At 67.0% G+C, this 18,032-nt stretch carries 17 protein-coding genes; 5 read left to right on the top strand and 12 right to left on the bottom strand.

From position 1 onward, the window contains the following. Positions 1-21: 21 nt before the first annotated feature. The gene (gene pncA / locus AC5P65_RS15015; RefSeq protein ID WP_111097699.1) at positions 22-648 is read left to right on the top strand and encodes a bifunctional nicotinamidase/pyrazinamidase; all 627 of its coding nucleotides are present in this window, start codon (positions 22-24) and stop codon (positions 646-648) included. A gap of 86 nt (positions 649-734) precedes the next feature. On the opposite strand, the gene purU is transcribed toward pncA, so the two are convergent. After that, positions 735-1,586, bottom strand: a complete 852-nt coding sequence (purU, locus tag AC5P65_RS15020) for a formyltetrahydrofolate deformylase (protein WP_026347242.1) — start codon at positions 1,584-1,586, stop codon at positions 735-737. A 114-nt stretch (positions 1,587-1,700) separates the two neighbouring features. Between purU and AC5P65_RS15025 the strand changes: the two genes are divergently transcribed. Continuing rightward, positions 1,701-2,612 carry a LysR family transcriptional regulator gene (locus tag AC5P65_RS15025; RefSeq protein ID WP_021203759.1) on the top strand — a complete coding sequence of 304 codons (912 nt, stop codon included), beginning with the start codon at positions 1,701-1,703 and terminating at the stop codon, positions 2,610-2,612. A 3-nt stretch (positions 2,613-2,615) separates the two neighbouring features. Here AC5P65_RS15025 and AC5P65_RS15030 read toward each other — a convergent pair whose 3' ends face one another. From AC5P65_RS15030 to AC5P65_RS15040, 3 genes are all read right to left on the bottom strand, one after another. Then, positions 2,616-3,716 (bottom strand): NADH:flavin oxidoreductase/NADH oxidase, encoded by a 1,101-nt coding sequence (locus AC5P65_RS15030; protein ID WP_111097700.1) that lies wholly within the window; start codon positions 3,714-3,716, stop codon positions 2,616-2,618. A 121-nt stretch (positions 3,717-3,837) separates the two neighbouring features. Beyond that, positions 3,838-4,653, bottom strand: coding sequence for an NAD-dependent protein deacetylase (locus tag AC5P65_RS15035; protein ID WP_111097701.1), 816 nt, complete (start codon positions 4,651-4,653; stop codon positions 3,838-3,840). A 43-nt stretch (positions 4,654-4,696) separates the two neighbouring features. Continuing rightward, complete coding sequence (locus tag AC5P65_RS15040; protein WP_005407672.1) at positions 4,697-5,098, bottom strand: acyl-CoA thioesterase; 402 nt, start codon at positions 5,096-5,098, stop codon at positions 4,697-4,699. Positions 5,099-5,250: 152 nt separating this feature from the next. Between AC5P65_RS15040 and AC5P65_RS15045 the strand changes: the two genes are divergently transcribed. Further along, positions 5,251-5,886 (top strand): LysE family translocator, encoded by a 636-nt coding sequence (locus AC5P65_RS15045; RefSeq protein ID WP_111097702.1) that lies wholly within the window; start codon positions 5,251-5,253, stop codon positions 5,884-5,886. 134 nt (positions 5,887-6,020) lie between these two features. On the opposite strand, the gene AC5P65_RS15050 is transcribed toward AC5P65_RS15045, so the two are convergent. The 5 genes from AC5P65_RS15050 to AC5P65_RS15070 form a co-directional block, all read right to left on the bottom strand. Continuing rightward, the gene (locus AC5P65_RS15050; RefSeq protein ID WP_005420683.1) at positions 6,021-7,040 is read right to left on the bottom strand and encodes a ribonucleotide-diphosphate reductase subunit beta; all 1,020 of its coding nucleotides are present in this window, start codon (positions 7,038-7,040) and stop codon (positions 6,021-6,023) included. 147 nt (positions 7,041-7,187) lie between these two features. Further along, entirely contained in the window at positions 7,188-9,590 is a 2,403-nt protein-coding gene (locus AC5P65_RS15055; protein WP_019661866.1) for a ribonucleoside-diphosphate reductase subunit alpha, read from the bottom strand. Positions 9,591-10,392: 802 nt separating this feature from the next. Continuing rightward, positions 10,393-10,653, bottom strand: a complete 261-nt coding sequence (locus tag AC5P65_RS15060; RefSeq protein ID WP_111097703.1) for a hypothetical protein — start codon at positions 10,651-10,653, stop codon at positions 10,393-10,395. 67 nt (positions 10,654-10,720) lie between these two features. After that, positions 10,721-11,821 (bottom strand): cell division protein ZapE, encoded by a 1,101-nt coding sequence (gene zapE / locus AC5P65_RS15065; protein WP_111097704.1) that lies wholly within the window; start codon positions 11,819-11,821, stop codon positions 10,721-10,723. Next, a complete protein-coding gene (locus tag AC5P65_RS15070; protein WP_495215683.1) occupies positions 11,818-12,489 on the bottom strand; it encodes an alpha/beta hydrolase in 672 nt (223 codons plus the stop codon). Before AC5P65_RS15070 ends, zapE begins: the two co-directional genes overlap by 4 nt. Before the next feature lie 43 nt (positions 12,490-12,532). On the opposite strand from AC5P65_RS15070, the gene AC5P65_RS15075 reads away from it, so the two are divergent. Then, positions 12,533-13,390, top strand: a complete 858-nt coding sequence (locus AC5P65_RS15075; RefSeq protein WP_206621540.1) for an EamA family transporter — start codon at positions 12,533-12,535, stop codon at positions 13,388-13,390. A 301-nt stretch (positions 13,391-13,691) separates the two neighbouring features. On the opposite strand, the gene AC5P65_RS15080 is transcribed toward AC5P65_RS15075, so the two are convergent. From AC5P65_RS15080 to AC5P65_RS15090, 3 genes are all read right to left on the bottom strand, one after another. Beyond that, positions 13,692-15,137, bottom strand: a complete 1,446-nt coding sequence (locus AC5P65_RS15080) for an ExeM/NucH family extracellular endonuclease (protein WP_495215684.1) — start codon at positions 15,135-15,137, stop codon at positions 13,692-13,694. A 210-nt stretch (positions 15,138-15,347) separates the two neighbouring features. Next, a complete protein-coding gene (locus tag AC5P65_RS15085) occupies positions 15,348-15,866 on the bottom strand; it encodes a c-type cytochrome (protein WP_005407662.1) in 519 nt (172 codons plus the stop codon). A 218-nt stretch (positions 15,867-16,084) separates the two neighbouring features. After that, a complete protein-coding gene (locus AC5P65_RS15090) occupies positions 16,085-16,702 on the bottom strand; it encodes a TetR/AcrR family transcriptional regulator (RefSeq protein WP_021203751.1) in 618 nt (205 codons plus the stop codon). A 161-nt stretch (positions 16,703-16,863) separates the two neighbouring features. On the opposite strand from AC5P65_RS15090, the gene AC5P65_RS15095 reads away from it, so the two are divergent. Beyond that, positions 16,864-18,027, top strand: a complete 1,164-nt coding sequence (locus tag AC5P65_RS15095; RefSeq protein WP_014035590.1) for an isovaleryl-CoA dehydrogenase — start codon at positions 16,864-16,866, stop codon at positions 18,025-18,027. The last annotated feature ends 5 nt before the right edge of the window (positions 18,028-18,032 follow it).

Consider the following 18,032-nt stretch of genomic DNA (forward strand, 5'->3'; position numbering starts at 1 on the left):
TTCTCTTGTAGTGGATCTGCCATGACCGCCCTGCCCGCCGACGTCGCCCTGCTGGTGATCGACCTGCAGCCGGACTTCATGCCGGGCGGCGCGCTGGCCTGCGACCAGGGTGATGCGCTGGTGGCACCGATTGCCGGACTGCTGGCGCAGCGCCGCTACCGCACGGTGGTGGCCACCCAGGACTGGCACCCGGCCGATCACGCCTCGTTCGCCAGCCAGCACCCCGGCCAACGCCCGTTCGAGACCATCCTGCTGCACGCGCAGCCGCAGACCCTGTGGCCCGACCATTGCGTGCAGGGCAGCGATGGCGCCGCTCTGCACCCGGACGTGGACTGGGCCATGGCCGACCTGATCCTGCGCAAGGGCACGCGCCAACAGGTGGATTCGTACAGCGCCTTCCGCGAGAACCACGGTCCCGATGGCGAGCGCCCGGCCACCGGCCTGGCCGGCTGGCTGCATGAGCGCCGTATCCGCGAAGTGCACGTGTGCGGCCTGGCCCGCGATTACTGCGTGCTGTGGAGCGCGCAGGACGCGGTGAAGTCCGGCTTCAAGGTGAAGTTCCTGTGGGAGCTGACCCGGCCGGTGACCGAGGCCAACGATACGATGGTACGCGAGGCGCTGGGCAAGGCGGGGATTACGCTCGCCTGACGCGCGACCGCCGGGCATGGCCCGGCGCTACCGGATCGCGCCCATGGGTAGCGCCGGGCCATGCCCGGCGGACGCGGGATGGGCGATTACCGGAACACCACCGTGCGATGCCCATTGAGCAGGATGCGGTGTTCCACATGGCGGCGCACCGCACGCGCCAGCACCAGCGATTCGGTATCACTGCCCAGCCGCACCAGTTCGCGCGGCGCCATCGCATGGTCAACGCGGGCCACGTCCTGTTCGATGATCGGGCCTTCGTCCAGGTCCTCGGTGACGTAGTGCGCGGTGGCACCGATGATCTTGACCCCGCGCGCGTGCGCCTGGTGGTACGGCTGCGCGCCCTTGAAGCTGGGCAGGAAGCTGTGGTGGATGTTGATCGCACGGCCGGCCAGCGCGCGGCACAGCGTGGGTGACAGGATCTGCATGTAGCGCGCCAGCACCACCAGGTCGATGCGCTCACGCTCGACCAGGTCGATGATCTGCTGCTCCTGCACCGCGCGCGTATCGGCGGTCACCGGCAGGTGGTGGAACGGCACCTGGTAGGAGGCGGCCAATGGCGCGAAGTCGGCGTGGTTGGACGCCACCGCCGCAATGTCGACCTTCAGCTGGCCGCTGTGGGCGCGGAACAGCAGGTCGTTGAGGCAATGCCCCTGTTTGCTGACCAGCACCAGCAGGCGTGCGCGGCGGCGGCCATCGTGCAGCTGCCAGTCCATGCCGAAGTCCTGGGCGAGCGTGGCCATCGCGGCGTGCACGGTCTCCAGCGGCAGGCCGGCATCGCGATCGAAATGCACGCGCAGGAAGAAGCGGCCGCTTTCCTCGTCGCCGAACTGCTGGGCGTCGAGGATGTTGCAGCCGTGGTCGAACAGCAGGCCGGACACGCGATAGACGATGCCGGTACGGTCGGGGCAGGACAGGGTAAGAATGGAATCGGGGCGCATCGCCACAGTGTAGGGCAGCGCCCTGCCCAGCGGCCGGATGATCACGGGTGCAACCGACCTGCTTGGTTCAGTACCAAGCGATACTTTGATCTTCCCGTGGCAAGCTGGTCGGTCATGAACCTGTTGCAACTGATCCGCAGCTTCACCCGCACCGCAGAGACCGGCAGCATTGCCGCCGCGGCCCGCATCCTTGGCATCAGCGCCACCGCGGTCGGCCAGAACATCAACCGGCTGGAGGCCCATCTGGGCGTACGGCTGCTGAACCGCAGCACGCGGCAGCTGGCCCTCAGCGAGGCCGGCGCGCTGTACCTGGCGCAGGTGCGCCACATCGAAGCCGACCTGGCGCGCGCGCAGGCGATGGTCACCGCCGGTGACATCGAACCGGCCGGGCCGCTGCGCATCGCCAGCAGCAGTGCGTTCGGCCGCCATGTGCTGGCGCCGTTGCTGCCTTCGCTGCAGCAGCGCTACCCGCAACTGCAGCTGGAGCTGCGCCTGACCGACCGCGCCGTGCAGCATGGCCCGGAAGCGGTGGATGCCAGCATCCGCATCGGGGCCCAGCTGGAGGACGGGGTGGTGGCGCGGCAGCTGGCGCGTGTTCCGTTCGTGTTCTGCGCCTCGCCGGCCTACCTGAAGGCACGCGGCACCCCGCAACAGCCATCCGAGCTGGGCGGTCATCGCGGGCTGCTGCACCGCTTCCCCACCGATGGCCGGCCATTGCGCTGGGGCCTGCTGAAGGACGGCCAGCGCGTGGACGCCGCGCTGCCACCGAGCATGGTCTGCGATGACATCGATGCGCTGGCGACGCTGGCGGCGGCCGGTGCCGGCATCACCCGGCTGGCCGCCTTCGTGGCCGAGCCGTACCTGCGCGATGGCCGCCTGCAGGCGGTGTTCGGCGCCGACACCGCGTGGCGCCCGGAACCGATGGAGGTCTACTTCTGCGTCAGCGACCGCCGCGATTTCACCGCCAAGATCCGCGCGCTGTTCGATCACCTTCAGGCCGGCATCGCGCCGGCTTGGCGGGTGTGAGCCTCAGCGCGTCTTGAACACGCCACGCGCCTCGCGCGGCTCGCAGCGCAGGTACTGCGGCGCCGGCTCCACGCTGTCGCGCAATGCGGCAGCAGCGTGCCACGGCCAGCGCGGGTCGTAGAGGATGCCGCGTGCCAGCGCTACCGCATCGGCGTGGCGATGGCGCAGGATCGATTCGGCCTGCTCCGGTTCGGTGATCATGCCCACCGCGATCACCGGCATGCGCACCTTGGCCTTGATCGCTGCTGCGAACGGCACCTGGTAGCCCGGGCCGACGGTGATCTTCTGGCGCTCGTCCAGGCCACCGCTGGAAACGTGCAGGAAGTTGCAGCCGCGCGCGTCCAGCACCTGGGCCAGCGCTTCGCTCTGCACCAGATCCCAGCCGCCATCGACCCAGTCGCTGGCGGAGATGCGCACGCCCACGGCGACCTTGTCCGATACCGCCGCACGCACGGCGTCGAATACTTCCACGAGCAGGCGCAGGCGGTTCGGCAATGAGCCACCGTAGCCATCGGTGCGGCGGTTGCTCAGCGGCGACAGGAACTGGTGCAGCAGGTAGCCGTGCGCGGCATGCAGCTCGATCAGCTCGAAGCCCAGGCGCTCGGCGCGCACCGCACTGGCGGCGAAGGCAGCAACGAGCTCGGCGATGCCGGCCTCGTCCAGTTCCTGCGGCGCCGGATCGGCAGCATGGAACGGCAGCGGCGACGGCGCCACGGTGATCCAGCCACGCGTGTCGTCGGCTGGCAGTTGACCACCGCCGTCCCAAGGGCGGTTCACCGACGCCTTGCGACCGGCATGGCCAAGCTGGATGCCCAGCGGCATCGGCGACCAGCGGCGGACGCTGGCCAATACCTGTGCCAACGCGGCCTCGGTGCCGTCATCCCAAAGGCCCAGGTCGGCCCAGCTGATGCGGCCACGCGGCTCGACTGCGGTGGCTTCCAGGATCAGCAGGCCGGCGCCGGATTGCGCCAGGTTGCCCAGGTGCATGGCGTGCCAGTCGCTGGCGCGGCCATCTTCGGCGGAGTACTGGCACATCGGCGCGATGACGATGCGGTTGGACAGGGTCAGGGGGCCGAACGAGATCGGCGAAAACAGCTGGCTCAAGACAGTGATGGGACGACGTAGGGGGGCATATTGCACCGCTGCGCGGCTCCCGGATCAACCATCTGGATGGATCGCTGTTTCGCGGCGGCGGGTGGCCTGTAGAGTCGACTGACAGTCGACTCTACCCAGCCGATGGTTCGATAACCGACGCCAGCGCCTCAGCACAATCGCGTTCATCCTTGAACTGCAGCAGGTCGTCGGCACGGGTGCGGCCACGGTTCAGTGCCGCCACCGGCAGTCCTGCTTTGGCCGCCGCCTGCACGAAGCGGAAGCCGGAATAGACCATCAGCGACGAGCCCACCACCAGCACGGCGTCGGCCTGCTGCAGGTGCTCGTGCACCGCCTCCACCCGCTCGCGCGGCACGTTCTCGCCGAAAAACACCACGTCCGGCTTCAACACCCCGCCGCAGTGCGGGCACCCGGGTACCACGAAGCTGGAGAAATCGGTCTCCAGGTCGGCGTCGCCGTCCGGGGCGATGCCGGCCTCCAGCGTGTCCCAGCCGGGGTTGGCGTCCAGCAGGCGCTGCTGGAACTCCCCGCGATCGCTGCGCCGCTCGCAGCACATGCAGCGCACCAGGTCCAGGCGGCCATGCAGGTCGATCACGTTACGGCTGCCGGCGCGCTGGTGCAGGCCGTCCACGTTCTGGGTCAGCAGCACCTGCAGCTTGCCACGGCTCTCCAGTGCGGCCAGGGCCTGGTGGGTACCGTTGGGCCGGGCCAGGCCGAAGCGCGGCCAGCCCAGCAGGCTGCGCGCCCAGTAGCGCTGGCGGGTAGCGGTCTCGCCCATGAAGGCCTGGTAGGTCACCGGCGGGGTGCGCTTCCACTGGCCGTCGGCATCCCGGTAATCGGGGATGCCCGATGCGGTGCTGCAACCGGCGCCGGTCAGCACGAACAGGCGCTGGGCGCGGTCGATGAAGTCGGTCAGCGGCGAGGTCATGGCTGCCAGATGGGGGCGCCGCAGCGCCCGTGCAAGCGCCGGCTCAGGCGGCCGGCAGCGGCGGCACCGCGATCGGGTGGCCTTCCTCGTCCAGCGCGATCATCACGAAGTGGCCGCGGGTACACAGCTTGCGCTCGCCGCTGTGCAGGTCCTCGGCGACCAGTTCCACCTCCACCTTCATCGAGCTGCGGCCGACTTCGACAATGCGGCCGATGGTTTCCACCATCTGGCCGATGCGGATCGGCAGTTTGAAGTCGACCTGGTCGCTGCGCGCGGTCACCACGGTGCGGCGCGAGTAGCGGGCGGCGGCCAGGAAGGCGGCCTTGTCCATCCACGCCAATGCCTGGCCGCCGAACAGGGTGCCCAGGTGGTTGGTGTGGTTGGGAAAGACGATTTCGGCCATGCGCACTTCGATGGGCGGCACGGTCTCGGGGATCGGGGTCATGGGGGTGCTTCGGTGTGGGGTGCTGCGGATTCTAAGCGACCGGCGTGATGGCCATCGGAATGCACGTGCAACGGTCACCCGGCAGCGGTGCCTGCGCAGGCCGCGCCTGCAGCAGGCGTTACACTGCGCCACGCCCGCTGCCAGGACTGCCCATGCCCGCCACTTCCGACCTGCTGGCCTTTGCGCTGGTTTCGCTGGCCATGGTGCTCACGCCCGGGCCGAACATGATCTACGTCATCTCGCGCTCGATCTGCCAAGGGCCGATGGCGGGCCTGATCTCGCTGGGCGGGGTGGCGCTGGGCTTCGTGTTCTACATGCTGTGCGCGGCATTGGGCATCACCGCCCTGCTGATGACCGTGCCGTTCGCCTATGACGCGCTGCGCATCGGCGGCGCGCTGTACCTGCTGTACCTGGCCTGGCAGGCGCTCAAGCCGGGTGGACGTTCGCCGTTCGCGGTACGCGACCTGCCGCAGGACAGCCCGCGCAAGCTGTTCACGATGGGCTTCCTGACCAACCTGCTGAACCCGAAAATCGCGGTGATGTACCTGTCGCTGCTGCCGCAGTTCCTGCATCCGGACAGCGACGGCAGCGTGCTGATGCAGTCGATCGTGCTGGGCTCCACCCAGATCCTGGTCAGCGTCAGCGTGAACGGCCTGATCGCGCTGACCGCCGGCAGCATCGCCGGCTTTCTGGCCGCGCGCCCCACCTGGCAGAGGGTGCAGCGCTGGCTGATGGGCACGGTGCTGGCCGGGTTGGCGGTGCGCATGGCGATGGAAGGGCGGCGCTGATTGTAGAGTCGAGCCATGCTCGACTTTCTTGCGAACAGCAGTCGAGCATGGTTCGACTCTACAAAAGCGGGCGCGCAACAAAAAACCCCGGCATTGGCCGGGGTCTTTCGTTGCGACAGGCCTGACCGGTTCGATCAGAAGTTCATGTCGAAGGCGACTTCGCCCTGCACGCCGACCTGGTAGGCCGAGACGCGGCGTTCGAAGAAGTTGGTCAGTTCCTGCACGTCCTGCAGTTCCATGAACGGCAGCGGGTTGCGCACGTTGTACTTCTTTTCCATGCCCAGCTTGGCAAAGTGCTGGTCGGCGCAGTGCTGCAGGTACTGGCGCATGTCGCGGGTGGAAATGCCAGCCACGCCACCGGACAGCACGTCCTCGGCGAACTGCACTTCGCATTCGATGGCTTCGGCCAGCATGTCGTAGACCTGCTGCTTCATTTCATCGTCGAACAGGTCCGGCTCTTCCTCACGCACCACGCGCACCGACTCGAAGGCGAACTCCATGTGCGCGCTTTCGTCGCGGAACACCCAGTTGGTGCCCGAGGCCAGACCCGGCAGCAGGCCGCGCGACCGGAAGTAGTACACGTAGGCGAACGCAGCGAAGAAGAACAGGCCTTCGATGCAGGCAGCGAAGCAGATCTGGTTGAGCAGGAACTGGCGGCGCTGCTCGCGGGTCTCGATGCGGGTCAGGTCCTGGATCGAGTCGATCCACTTGAAGCAGAAATCGGCTTTCTTCTTGATCGAGTCGATGTTCTCCACCGCCGAGAACGCCTTGGCGCGCTCTTCCGGGTCCGGCAGGTAGTTGTCCAGCAGGGTCAGGTAGAACTGCACGTGCAGCGCTTCTTCATACAACTGGCGCGACAGGTACATGCGCGCTTCCGGCGCATTGAGGTGCTGGTACAGGTTCAGCACCAGGTTGTTGGACACGATCGAGTCGCCGGTGGCGAAGAACGCGACCAAGCGGTGGATCAGGTGGCGCTCACCCGGCGACATCTTGCTGTGCAGGTCGGTGATGTCGATCTGGAAATTGATCTCTTCCACCGTCCAGGTGTTCTTGATCGCGTTCCGGTACATGTCATAGAACTGCGGGTAGCGCATCGGGCGCAGGGTCAGTTCAAAACCGGGATCGAGCAGCATCTGCTTGGGCTTGTCGGCCATGGGTGTTTCCTTGTCTTCTCGGGTCAAAACGCCGGACGTGGCCCGGCGCTACCTGGGTGTTTCCGTGCTGCGGCCGAGCGTGGCTCGGCTCTACAGGTGCGAGGTGCTCGAGTGCCGACCAACGGTCGGCACCCACCGCGCGGTGTGTTACTGGCAGGCCTCGCAGGCTTCCGGGTTTTCCAGCGAGCAGGCGATGGCTTCGTCCGGGCTGAACACCTTGGCCGGGGCCGCGCTGCTCACCGTGGTCTTGGCGATCTTGGTGGCCGGGCGCGAACGCAGGTAGTAGGTGGTCTTGATGCCCTGCTTCCAGGCGTACATGTACATGGAGGACATCGCGCCGATGTTCGGGCTTTCCATGAACAGGTTGAGCGAGGCCGACTGGTCGATGAAGGCGCCACGTTCGGCGGCCATGTCGATCAGCGAACGCATCGGCAGTTCCCACGCGGTGCGATAGACCTCGCGCAGCGTTTCCGGGATCTGTGGCAGACCCGCGATGGAGCCTTCGGCCAGCTTGATGGCATCGCGCATTTCCGGCGTCCACAGGCCCAGCTTCTTCAGCTCGTTGACCAGGTAGCGGTTGACCTGCAGGAAGTCACCGGACAGGGTCTCGCGCTTGAACAGGTTGGACACCTGCGGCTCGACGCACTCGTAGCAGCCGGCGATCGAGGCGATGGTCGCGGTCGGCGCGATCGCGATCATCAGCGAATTGCGCAGGCCGTGTTCCTTGATGCGCTCACGCAGGGCATCCCAGCGCGCAGTGTCTTCCGGCACCACGTTCCAGGCATCGAACTGCAGTTCGCCACTGGCGGCACGGGTGTCGTTGAACGACGGGTGCTTGCCGCGTTCCTGGGCCAGCTCGCAGGAGGTTTCCAGCGCGTGGAAGTAGATCGCTTCGGCAATCTTCTTCGACAGGGCGCGGGCCTCGGCGCTGTCGAACGGCAGGCGCTTGCGGAAGAACACATCCTGCAGGCCCATGCAGCCCAGGCCGACCGGACGCCAGCGCAGGTTGGCGCGGCGGGCGGTTTCGATCGGGTAGAAGTTCAGGTCAATGACGCGGTCGAGCTGGCGCACGGCCAGGCGCACGGTCTCGGCCAGCTTCTCGAAGTCGAACTCGTTGTGCTCGTCGAAGTGGTTGCCCAGGTTGATCGAACCCAGGTTGCACACTGCGGTTTCATCGTTGGAGGTGACTTCCAGGATTTCCGTGCACAGGTTGGACAGGTGGATCACGTTGCCCGGACGCAGGGTCTGGTTGCTTGCGCGGTTGCACTTGTCCTTGAAGGTCATCCAGCCGTTGCCGGTCTCGGCCAGCGTACGCATCATGCGGGCGTACAGCTTGCGCGCTGGGATGGTGCGGTTGGCCTTGCCCTGGGCTTCGGCCTGCAGGTAGGCGGCCTCGAAGGCTTCGCCGAACAGGTCGGTGAACTCCGGCACCACGCGCGGATCGAACAGCGACCATTCCTGGTCGGCCTCGACGCGCTTCATGAACAGGTCCGGTACCCAGTTGGCCAGGTTCAGGTTGTGCGCACGGCGGGCTTCGTCACCGGTGTTGTCACGCAGTTCGAGGAAGTCCTCGATATCGGCGTGCCAGGTTTCCAGGTACACGCAGGCTGCGCCCTTGCGCTTGCCGCCCTGGTTCACCGCGGCCACGGACGAATCCATGGTCTTCAGCCACGGCACGATGCCGTTGGAGTGGCCGTTGGTCGACTTGATGAGCGAACCACGCGAACGCACGCGGGTGTAGCTGACGCCGATGCCGCCGGAGAACTTCGACAGCTGGGCGATGTCGCCGTACTTGGCGTAGATCGACTCCAGCGAGTCCTGCGGCGAATCCAGCAGGAAGCACGAGGACAGCTGTTCGTGGGTGGTGCCGGAATTGAACAGGGTCGGGCTGGACGGCAGGTAGTCCAGGTTGCCCATGCGCTTGTACAGCGCCAGGGTCTCGGACACGTCCTCGCTGAGCGCACTGGCGATGCGCAGGAAGAACTGCTGCGGGGTCTCGATCACCTTGCGGGTGTGCGGGTGGCGCAGCAGGTAACGGTCATACAGGGTACGCAGGCCGAAGTAATCGAAGTTCAGGTCCAGCGAGATGTCGATGGCGTCGTTGAGCTTGCGTGCATTGGTCTGCACGAAGTTCAGCAGGCGGTCGTTGATCAGGCCGACTTCATGGCCACGGCTGACCGACTGCGAGAAGGCGTAGATTTCCTGGCCCGAGACTTCCTTGGCAATGTAGTTGGCCAGCAGGCGCGCAGCGAGGCGGCCGTACTCGGGCTCTTCACCGATCAGCAGGGCGGCGGTTCGGATGGACAGCTCGTCCAGCTCGCGGGTGGTGGCGCCGTTGTACAGGCCGGAAATGGTGCGGGTGGCCACGCGCATCGGATCGACGGCGTGCAGGCCTTCGGAGGAACGCTGCACCGCGCGCACGATCTTGTTCAGGTCCACCAGCTCGGTGGTCCCGTTGCGCTTGGTCACACTCATCGCGTTGGCCGTCGGCGGCGACGTCAACAGGAATTCGCTTTCCTTCTCGATGGTGGCGCTGGATTCGGTGCTCACGGCGTATGTCCTCTTGGCGTGATTTGGGGGTGCTCGATGCATCGGGGTGACGCAGCCCGGGACATGACGGCCCAGGATGGCAGGACGGCGTCGCAGAGGATGAGACCCTGCGCCTGCCACTGCCGTTGACGATCGCGGATGGGTGCTGCTGCCACCCCCAGACCTGGGGTTGCTGCGACCGACGGCCACAAGATAGTGGGGGTAATGGGGTCCGTCAACGCCAAATGTAGTGAAATTCGGCAATCCCTTGCGCCGCAAGGATCGTGCCATCGGCGCCCTGATCAGACGCTCCAGACCCGCCGGAACGGGCTGCGCAGTCAAGCCCGAAAGGCGTCACTGCGGTGGCACAACGCACCGCAGAAACGGAACAATGACAGCTTCACATGACAGTGATGAAGCTGGCTAGGGACAACCCTGTGGATAGGTGGTGGGCAGCCGGTGGGAATGCGGTGGACGTCGGGGATCACCCGCCGGGCAGCGACTCGAGGCCGCATGTGTCGGCCGGGCCGGAGGAGCGGCCGCAGGTAACGCCGTTTCGCCCTCCCCCCCCCATTCATTGCCGGCCAGCGGCCGGCACTACCGGAATTCCGGGCTGGTCGTGCCGGCCGCCGGCCGGCAACGCACGCCCTCAGGCCCCCTCACGCCCGGTGTGGGGTACCCAGGTACTCGGCGCTCTGCATTTCGATCAGGCGCGAGGCGGTACGCTCGAAGGCACCTGTTACTCATGTTCTGCTTCTGCGCGAACACGGAATTTCTGACTGCCTTGTGCCAGAAGAATCTGGGGCTTCTACACATGAGCAGACTACGCTTCGATCAACCCCAGCGCTTCGCCCAAGCCTTCAACAAATCCGGCTTGCTCACCTGAATACTCCATTGCGATGCTTTCAAACTGCACGCACAAAGACGATTTGGAATCCACGTCCATCATTTGCAATGTGGAAGCCAATCGTTCGAGCCCCTGCACTGCAGCATCTGGATCCAATACGTCATCCGTCGAAAACTCGAGGAAGATGGCAAGCTCAACGATCGCTCGCGCAACGTGCTTGTTGATTTCCTGACTCATGATTCACCCTAACCGGAATACTTGAAGCAGCCGAGCGTGGGCTCGGCTCTACAACCAGCAGAACCCCTCACGCCCGGTGCGGGGTACCCAGGTACTCGGCGCTCTGCATTTCGATCAGGCGCGAGGCGGTACGCTCGAAGGCGCCCTGCAGGCGCTGGCCGGTGTACAGCTCGATCGGCGAGGTGCTGGCGGTGCAGACCAGGTTGACGTGGCGGTCGTACAGCTCGTCGATCAGGTTGACGAAGCGGCGCGCGGCATCCTCATTCAGGCGGTCGAAGGCGGGAATGCCGCCCAGCAGCACCGTGTTGAACTCGTGCGCGATTTCGATGTAGTCCGAGGGCCCGCGCGGGCCTTCGCACAGCGCGGCGAAATCGAACCAGGCGATGCTCTTGCCACGGCCGCGCACCGGAATCTTGCGGCCCTCGATCTCGATGTTGCCGGGCTTGGCCGGCTGGCCGCCGCTCAGCTCGCTCCAGCGCGTGGCCAGCCACTCATCGCTGTCGGCCGCCAGCGGTGCGCGGTATACCGGCGAGCGGGTCAGCGCGCGCATCCGGTAATCCTCGGTACCTTCGGCGTACAGCTCGACGCAGAAGCGCTGCAGCAGGGCAATGGCCGGCAGGAAGCTCTCGCGCTGCAGGCCGTTGAGGTACAGGTTCTCCACTGCGGTGTTGGAGGTGGTGACCAGGGTCACGCCCTCGGCGAACAGGCGCTCCAGCAGCCGCGCCAGCAGCATCGCATCGCCGATGTCGGTGACAAAGAACTCGTCCAGCACCAGCACGCGCAGGTTGCTGCGCCATTCCTGGGCGATCTTCGCCAGCGGGTCGCTCTGGCCCTGGTGCTCGCGCAGGCGCTCGTGGACGCTGCGCATGAAGCGGTGGAAGTGGGTGCGGTACTTCTGCTTGATCGGCAGCCCGTCGTAGAACAGGTCGACCAGGAAGGTCTTGCCGCGGCCGACACCGCCCCAGAAGTACAGGCCCTTGACCGGCTCGGGCTTCTTCCAGAACGAGGACAGGCGGTCCAGCCAGCCATCCTCGGCACTGTCCAGCAGGCCCAGGTGGATGCGGTCCAGCTCGGCCAGCGCCGCATGCTGGGCCGGGTCGTTCTGCCAGTCGCCACGGGCAACCCCTTCCGCATACCGCTGCGACGGGGTCAGCTCGGTTGCACTCATGCCGCCGCGCCCAACCAATGCTTCACGCCGTGGGTCAGCGCGCCACGCAGGTCGATCAGCTTGCGGTGGAAGAAGTGGCTGGTCTCGGGCATGCGCACCAGCTCATGCGGGAAGTCCAGCGTGTCCAGCCACTGGTAGACGGCCTGCGGGTCGACGATCTCGTCCTGCTCGCCCTGGATCACCAGCCAGCGGGCCGGCGGTGCGATACCGTCGAAATCCCAGCGACCGGCCGGTGGCGCGATCGAGATCAGCGCCTCCGGCTGCAGCGCGGCAGCCGCCTTCAGCGACACGAACGAACCGAAGCTGAAACCGGCCAGCCATAGGCGGTCGTCCGGGCGCTGGCTGCGTACCCAGGCGGCGACGGCCTTCAGGTCATCCTGCTCGCCCACGCCGTGGTCGAACTCACCGGCCGAACCACCGACGCTGCGGAAGTTGAAGCGCACCGTGGCGACGCCCAGTTCGCGCAGGGTGGTGGCGGTCATGGTGACCACCTTGTTGTGCAGGGTGCCGCCCTCAGTGGACAGCGGATGGCAGACGATGGCCACGATCGGCTGCACCGGTACATCGGCCTTGGGCAGGTCGACGACCACTTCCAGCGGGCCGGCCGGGCCGTCCAGTTCGAGGCAGGCGGTTTCGCCGGGGGCGACGGGGAACGAAGGCTTGTGCATGGCACCATGATACCGTCCCCCGCCCCTGCCCTGTGCCCGCCCCATGCTCTACCTGTCTTTGGCCGTGATCTGCAGCGTGCTGGTTTCGGTGCTGTTGAAGGTGGCCGGACGCCGCCAACTGGATGTTGCGCAGATGGTCACCTGGAACTATCTGGTGGCTGCGACCCTGACGGCCGTGGTGCTGCAGCCGCCGCTGGATGCGCTGCGCGCGCCGCATGCGCCGTGGCTGTCATTGCTGGCGCTGGCGGTGGTGCTGCCGTCGATCTTCCTGGTGCTGGGCCGCGCGGTGGCGGTGGCCGGCATCGTCCGCAGCGATGTCGCGCAGCGGCTGTCACTGCTGCTGTCGCTGGCCGCCGCCTTCCTGTTCTTCGGCCAGACCGCCACGCCGTGGAAGCTGGCTGGGCTCGCCCTGGGCCTGCTGGCGATGGTGGCCATCAGCCTGCGTCCGCGCGGCCCGATCGTAGCGTCCTCGCCCGCTGCCTGGGGCTGGCTGCTGGGCGTCTGGGCCGGGTTCGCGGTGGTGGACGTACTGCTCAAGCAGGTGGCGCTGTCGGGCACACCGTCGATGGCGGCAGTGCTGGCCAGCTTCAGCGTGGCCTTCGTGCTGATGCTGGCGTTGCAGCTGTGGCGGCATTTCAGTGGCTGCAGCCGGCTGGCCTGGCGGAACCTGGGCGCAGGCGCGCTGCTGGGCCTGCTCAATGGCGGCAACATCCTTTTCTATGTGCAGGCGCACCAGGCGATGCCAGAGAGTCCGGCCACCGTGTTCGCCGGCATGAACATCGGCGTGGTGGTGCTGGGCGCGCTGGTAGGCATGTTCGTCTTCGGCGAGGCCACCACGAAGTGGAACCGCGTCGGCCTGGCACTGGCGGTGCTGGCGATCGGACTGATCGCCTGGGGGTGAGCGTTGGTTGCGGCGGGCCATTTCCGCGCCCGCGGTGGGATGTCGCTTTTCTTTTCGCGCGAAAAGAAAAGTAACCAAAAGAAACGCGCCGCCAGCCGCGAGCCGGTGCTGTGCACCGGTACCCTGCGCTTCTCGGTGAACCAGGGGACGGCGCCGAACTCGCTGCGCTCAGACATCGGCGCCTCTTCGCCCCTGATCCACTTGCGATGCTCGGCTCGCTGGAAGGCGGACTGGTAGATCAAAAGCAAAGGCGGCATCCGTGCCGATCAAGGTCCCTACCAGAGCAGATCCCCGGCGAACCCTATCTGTCGAAACCCAGCAGCAGCGGGTCGTGGTCGGAGCTGCGCCACGGGCCCTGCACGTTGCGGCCCTGGTAGCCGCTGGCGTCCTGCTCGTCGGCATTGCTGTGCCATTCGGCGGCACCGCGCAGGCGCTTGGCCATGCCCGGGCTCAGCAGTGCATGGTCGAGGCGGCCGGTATAGCCGTTGTAGACGTAGCTGTAGGGATGCTCGACCTTGGCGACCTTGAATGCGTCCTGCCAGCCCAGGTCACGCAGGGTGCGGATCGGGTCTTCCATCGCGTAGGCATTGAAATCGCCCAGCAGCACCGCGTCCCTGGCACCGGTACCGGTCGGGTCGGTCTGCAGCCAGGCATGCAGCTGCTGCGCCGAGGTCACGCGGGTGGCGTTCCAGCAGCCCTGGTTGTCGTTGCGATCGGCGTCGGCGCCGCTGGCGTCGCGGCAGCCCTTCGACTTGAAGTGATTGGCCACCACCACGAACGGCGCGCCCTGCTTGCCCTGGAAGGCCTGCGCCAGCGGCACGCGGCTGTGCTCGACGAACGGACCGCCGGTCAACGTGGCCGGCGTGCCGACCGGCTGCAGGCGTGAGCTGCGGTAGATGATGCCGACCCGGATCGGGTTGTCGCCGGGGCCGTTGCCGGCATCGACGAAGCGCCAGTCGCCCTGCGCGCCGCGGTCACGGTTGAGCGCATCGACCAGTTCGGCGATGGCCGACTGCGGTCCGTAGCCGTCGTTCTCCAGTTCCATCAGCGCAGCGACATCGGCGCCCAAGGCGTTGACCGTGGTGACCAGCTTGGCGAGCTGCGCCTTGTGCTCGTCCAGGGTGCGCGCGCCGCGCAGGGTCGGGAAGCCACCGCCCTGGCCGTCACCATTGAAGAAGTTCTCCAGGTTGAAGGCGGCCACGTGCAGGCTGCCCGGCACCGTGGGCACTGCCGGGCGCTTCAGTTCCGGCAGCTTCAGCGCGCCTTCGACCTGCAGGCGCGGATGGCCCTGCGCATCCACGCGCACGATGCCCTCCACGTTGTGCAGCTGCATGCCGGTGCGCAGCACCGGGTTGCCCGGCAGGTAGGGCACGCTGGCGGGGTCGCGAGCGTCACTGCCATCTTCCAGTACCAGCCGGCGACGCTGGTTGTCGGCCATCACCTGCTCGTAGCCGGCGGTGCCCGGCGCAGCCACTTCGGTCGGCTGCCAGAGGCGGCCGTCGAAGGCCACGGTGAGCTGGCCGAAGCGCTCCAGGCCATCGGTACCGGCCAGGGTGAGCGGTGCGGCGATGCGCACGCGCTGGCCATCCAGCGCGCGCCAGTCGGCCGGTGCGGCGGTCAGCACCACGGTGGCGCTGCTGCGCGCGACAGCGGGCGTCGTAGCTGGTGCGGCCTGCGGCTGGGCCTGGGCAAAGGCGCTGGCCGGCAGCAGCAGGGACAGGGCAAGAGCAAGGGAACGGCGGCGCATCGACGGGCGATTCCAGGGAAGAGGGCGCACAGACTAACCCTGAAATGCGGAGATCCGCCTGCGCGGCGGGGGCACAGGGGCAATCAGGCCTCGGTGGGCAAAGCTTAGTAGGTGGTAGAGCCGAGCCCACGCTCGGCTGCGCCTGGCCACACCGTGCGCAGAGCAGCCGAGCGTGGGCTCGGCTCTACAGGAAGCGGCGCGTTGCGGCGGCTATTTCAGGTTGCCCAGCATCCAGTCCACCGTGGCGTGGATCTGTTCTTCGGTCAGGGCCGGGTTGCCACCCTTGGGCGGCATGATGCCGCCATCCGGGCCGGTATAGCCCTCGATGGCGTGCTTGTAGAGGGTGTCCTTGCCCTGCGCGATGCGCTTGTCCCAGTGCGAGTGGTCCAGCGTCGGTGCCATGCCCACGCCGGTGGTATGGCAGGCGGTGCACAGGTTGTCGAAGATCACCTTGCCATCCTTGGTGCCGCCGTAAGCCACCTGCGACGCGGCCTTGGCCAGCGCGGCGGCCTTGGCCGCAGCCTGCGCGGCGGCGCCGGTGCTGCCGGCATAGACCGCGCCGGTGGGCGAAATGCGCTGTTCGGTGCGCTTGGCCGCGGTCGGCGATACTTCGGGTGGAATCCGGGTGTGGATGTAGGCGGCAAGGAGGATGAGGCCGAGGGTGATGGTCGCCAGCAGCGCGATCACCATGGAGAAGCGTTTCAGGAACTCCAGATCGTAATTCCGCACTCTTCGTTACCCCTGGCTGATAGTCGTTGGACCACGGCTGAGCGACTGCGTGATGGGCCGAGTATAGAACGCGCTATGCGTGCGACAACAGGCGTCATGCTGGTGCGGCGCAGCATGCGGCCGTGGCCGCATGCGGGTAGCGCCGGGCCGTGCCCGGCGAGCGCGAAGCGCGGCAACAACGGTCGAGGATGGCAACAGCCGCCGGGCATGGCCCGGCGCTACCGAATTGCCGGGGCACCGATCGCGCGCAGGCAGAAGCTGCAGATTGCGTTCACCAGTGCATCTTCGTCGCGGTGTGCTTCGCGGCTTGGCGCGGTCGGGCCGACCATCGCCTCGGTGAAGGCGCCGACCAGGCACGCAGCGGCCACATGCGCGTCCTGCGCAGGCAGCTCACCGGCCGCCACGCCCTCCTCCACCAGCCGCAGGAACACGTCGCCGAAGGCGCGACGACCGCGCATGCGCTCGGCTTCCACGTCCGGGTCGACCGGTTCGACGATGAAGGCGTGCGCCAGCCCCGGCCCAGCCAGGGCACGGCGTACGAAGGCGGTGATCGCCAGCCGCAGGCGCTCGCTGGCCGCCTCCGGGCCACTGGCGATGCGCTCCATGATCGCCACCTCGTGGGCCACCGCGGCGTTGAGCACCTCCACGAACAACTCGGCCTTGGACGGGAAGTGCCGGTAGATCAGGCCGGTGGACACCCCCGCCAGGGTCGCCACGGCGGTCACCGGGGCATTGCGCCAGCCGCCAGTGGCGACCAGTTCACGGGTGGCCAGCAGGATCCGTTCACGGGCCCCGGCCAGGCGTTCTTCCATCAGTGCAGAGCGTTTGTAGGCCATGTTTTGATTCTGGTTTCAATTTTTGAATTTGTATTCACTTCTTATCCGAACCCCGCTACGCTGGGGTCCAATCGCCCGTGCGGGCAGCGGTCCTGCAGACCGCCGCCCGCTCCCCCGCCGGGTGCGTCCATTTCCTGCCATCCCGTCGTGGAGCCACCACAATGCACGTGCCATCCCTGAACTTCGACCTTGGCGAAGACATCGACCTGCTGCGCCAGAGCGTGGCCCATTTTGCCGCCGCCGAGGTCGCGCCGCTGGCCGCCGAGGCCGATGCCAGCAACCAGTTCCCGCTGGCTCTGTGGCCGAAGCTGGGCGAACAGGGCCTGCTCGGCCTCACCGTGGAAGAAGCATACGGTGGTACCGGCATGGGCTACCTGGCCCACGTGGTGGCGATGGAAGAAATCTCGCGCGCTTCCGGTGGCATCGGCCTGTCCTATGGCGCGCACTCCAACCTGTGCGTGAACCAGCTGCGCAAGAACGGCAACGAAGAACAGAAGCAGCGCTTCCTGCCCGGCCTCTGCAATGGCAGCCTGGTCGGTGCGCTGGCGATGAGCGAGCCGGGGGCCGGTTCGGACGTGGTGTCGATGAAGCTGCGCGCCGACAAGCGCGGCGACCGCTACGTGCTCAACGGCAACAAGATGTGGATCACCAACGGCCCGGATGCTGACGTGCTGGTGGTCTATGCCAAGACCGACATGGAGGCCGGCGCCAAGGGCATCACCGCGTTCCTGGTCGAGAAGGGCATGAAGGGCTTTTCCACCGCGCAGAAGCTGGACAAGCTGGGCATGCGTTCTTCGCCCACCTGCGAGCTGGTGTTCCAGGACTGCGAGATTCCCGAAGAGAACGTGCTGGGCCAGGTTGGCGGTGGCGTGCGCGTGCTGATGTCCGGCCTGGACTACGAGCGCGTGGTGCTGTCCGGTGGCCCGCTGGGCCTGATGGCCGCGGCCATGGACGTGGTGATGCCGTACGTGCACGAGCGCCACCAGTTCGGCGAGCCGATCGGCAGCTTCCAGCTGATCCAGGCCAAGATCGCCGACATGTACGTGGGCCTGGGTGCCTGCCGCGCGTATGTCTATGCCGTGGCACGCGCCTGCGACCAGGGCCGCACCACCCGCCAGGACGCCGCCGGTGCCATCCTGTACGCCGCCGAGAAGGCCACCTGGCTGACCGGCCAGGCGATCCAGATCCTCGGCGGCAACGGCTACATCAACGAATACCCGACCGGCCGCTTGTGGCGCGACGCCAAGCTGTATGAAATCGGCGCCGGCACTTCGGAGATCCGCCGCATGTTGATCGGCCGCGAACTGTTCCAGCGCACCCTGTAAGGCCA

It is taken from the genome of Stenotrophomonas sp. YJH_SMC_48-3 (assembly GCF_059369375.1).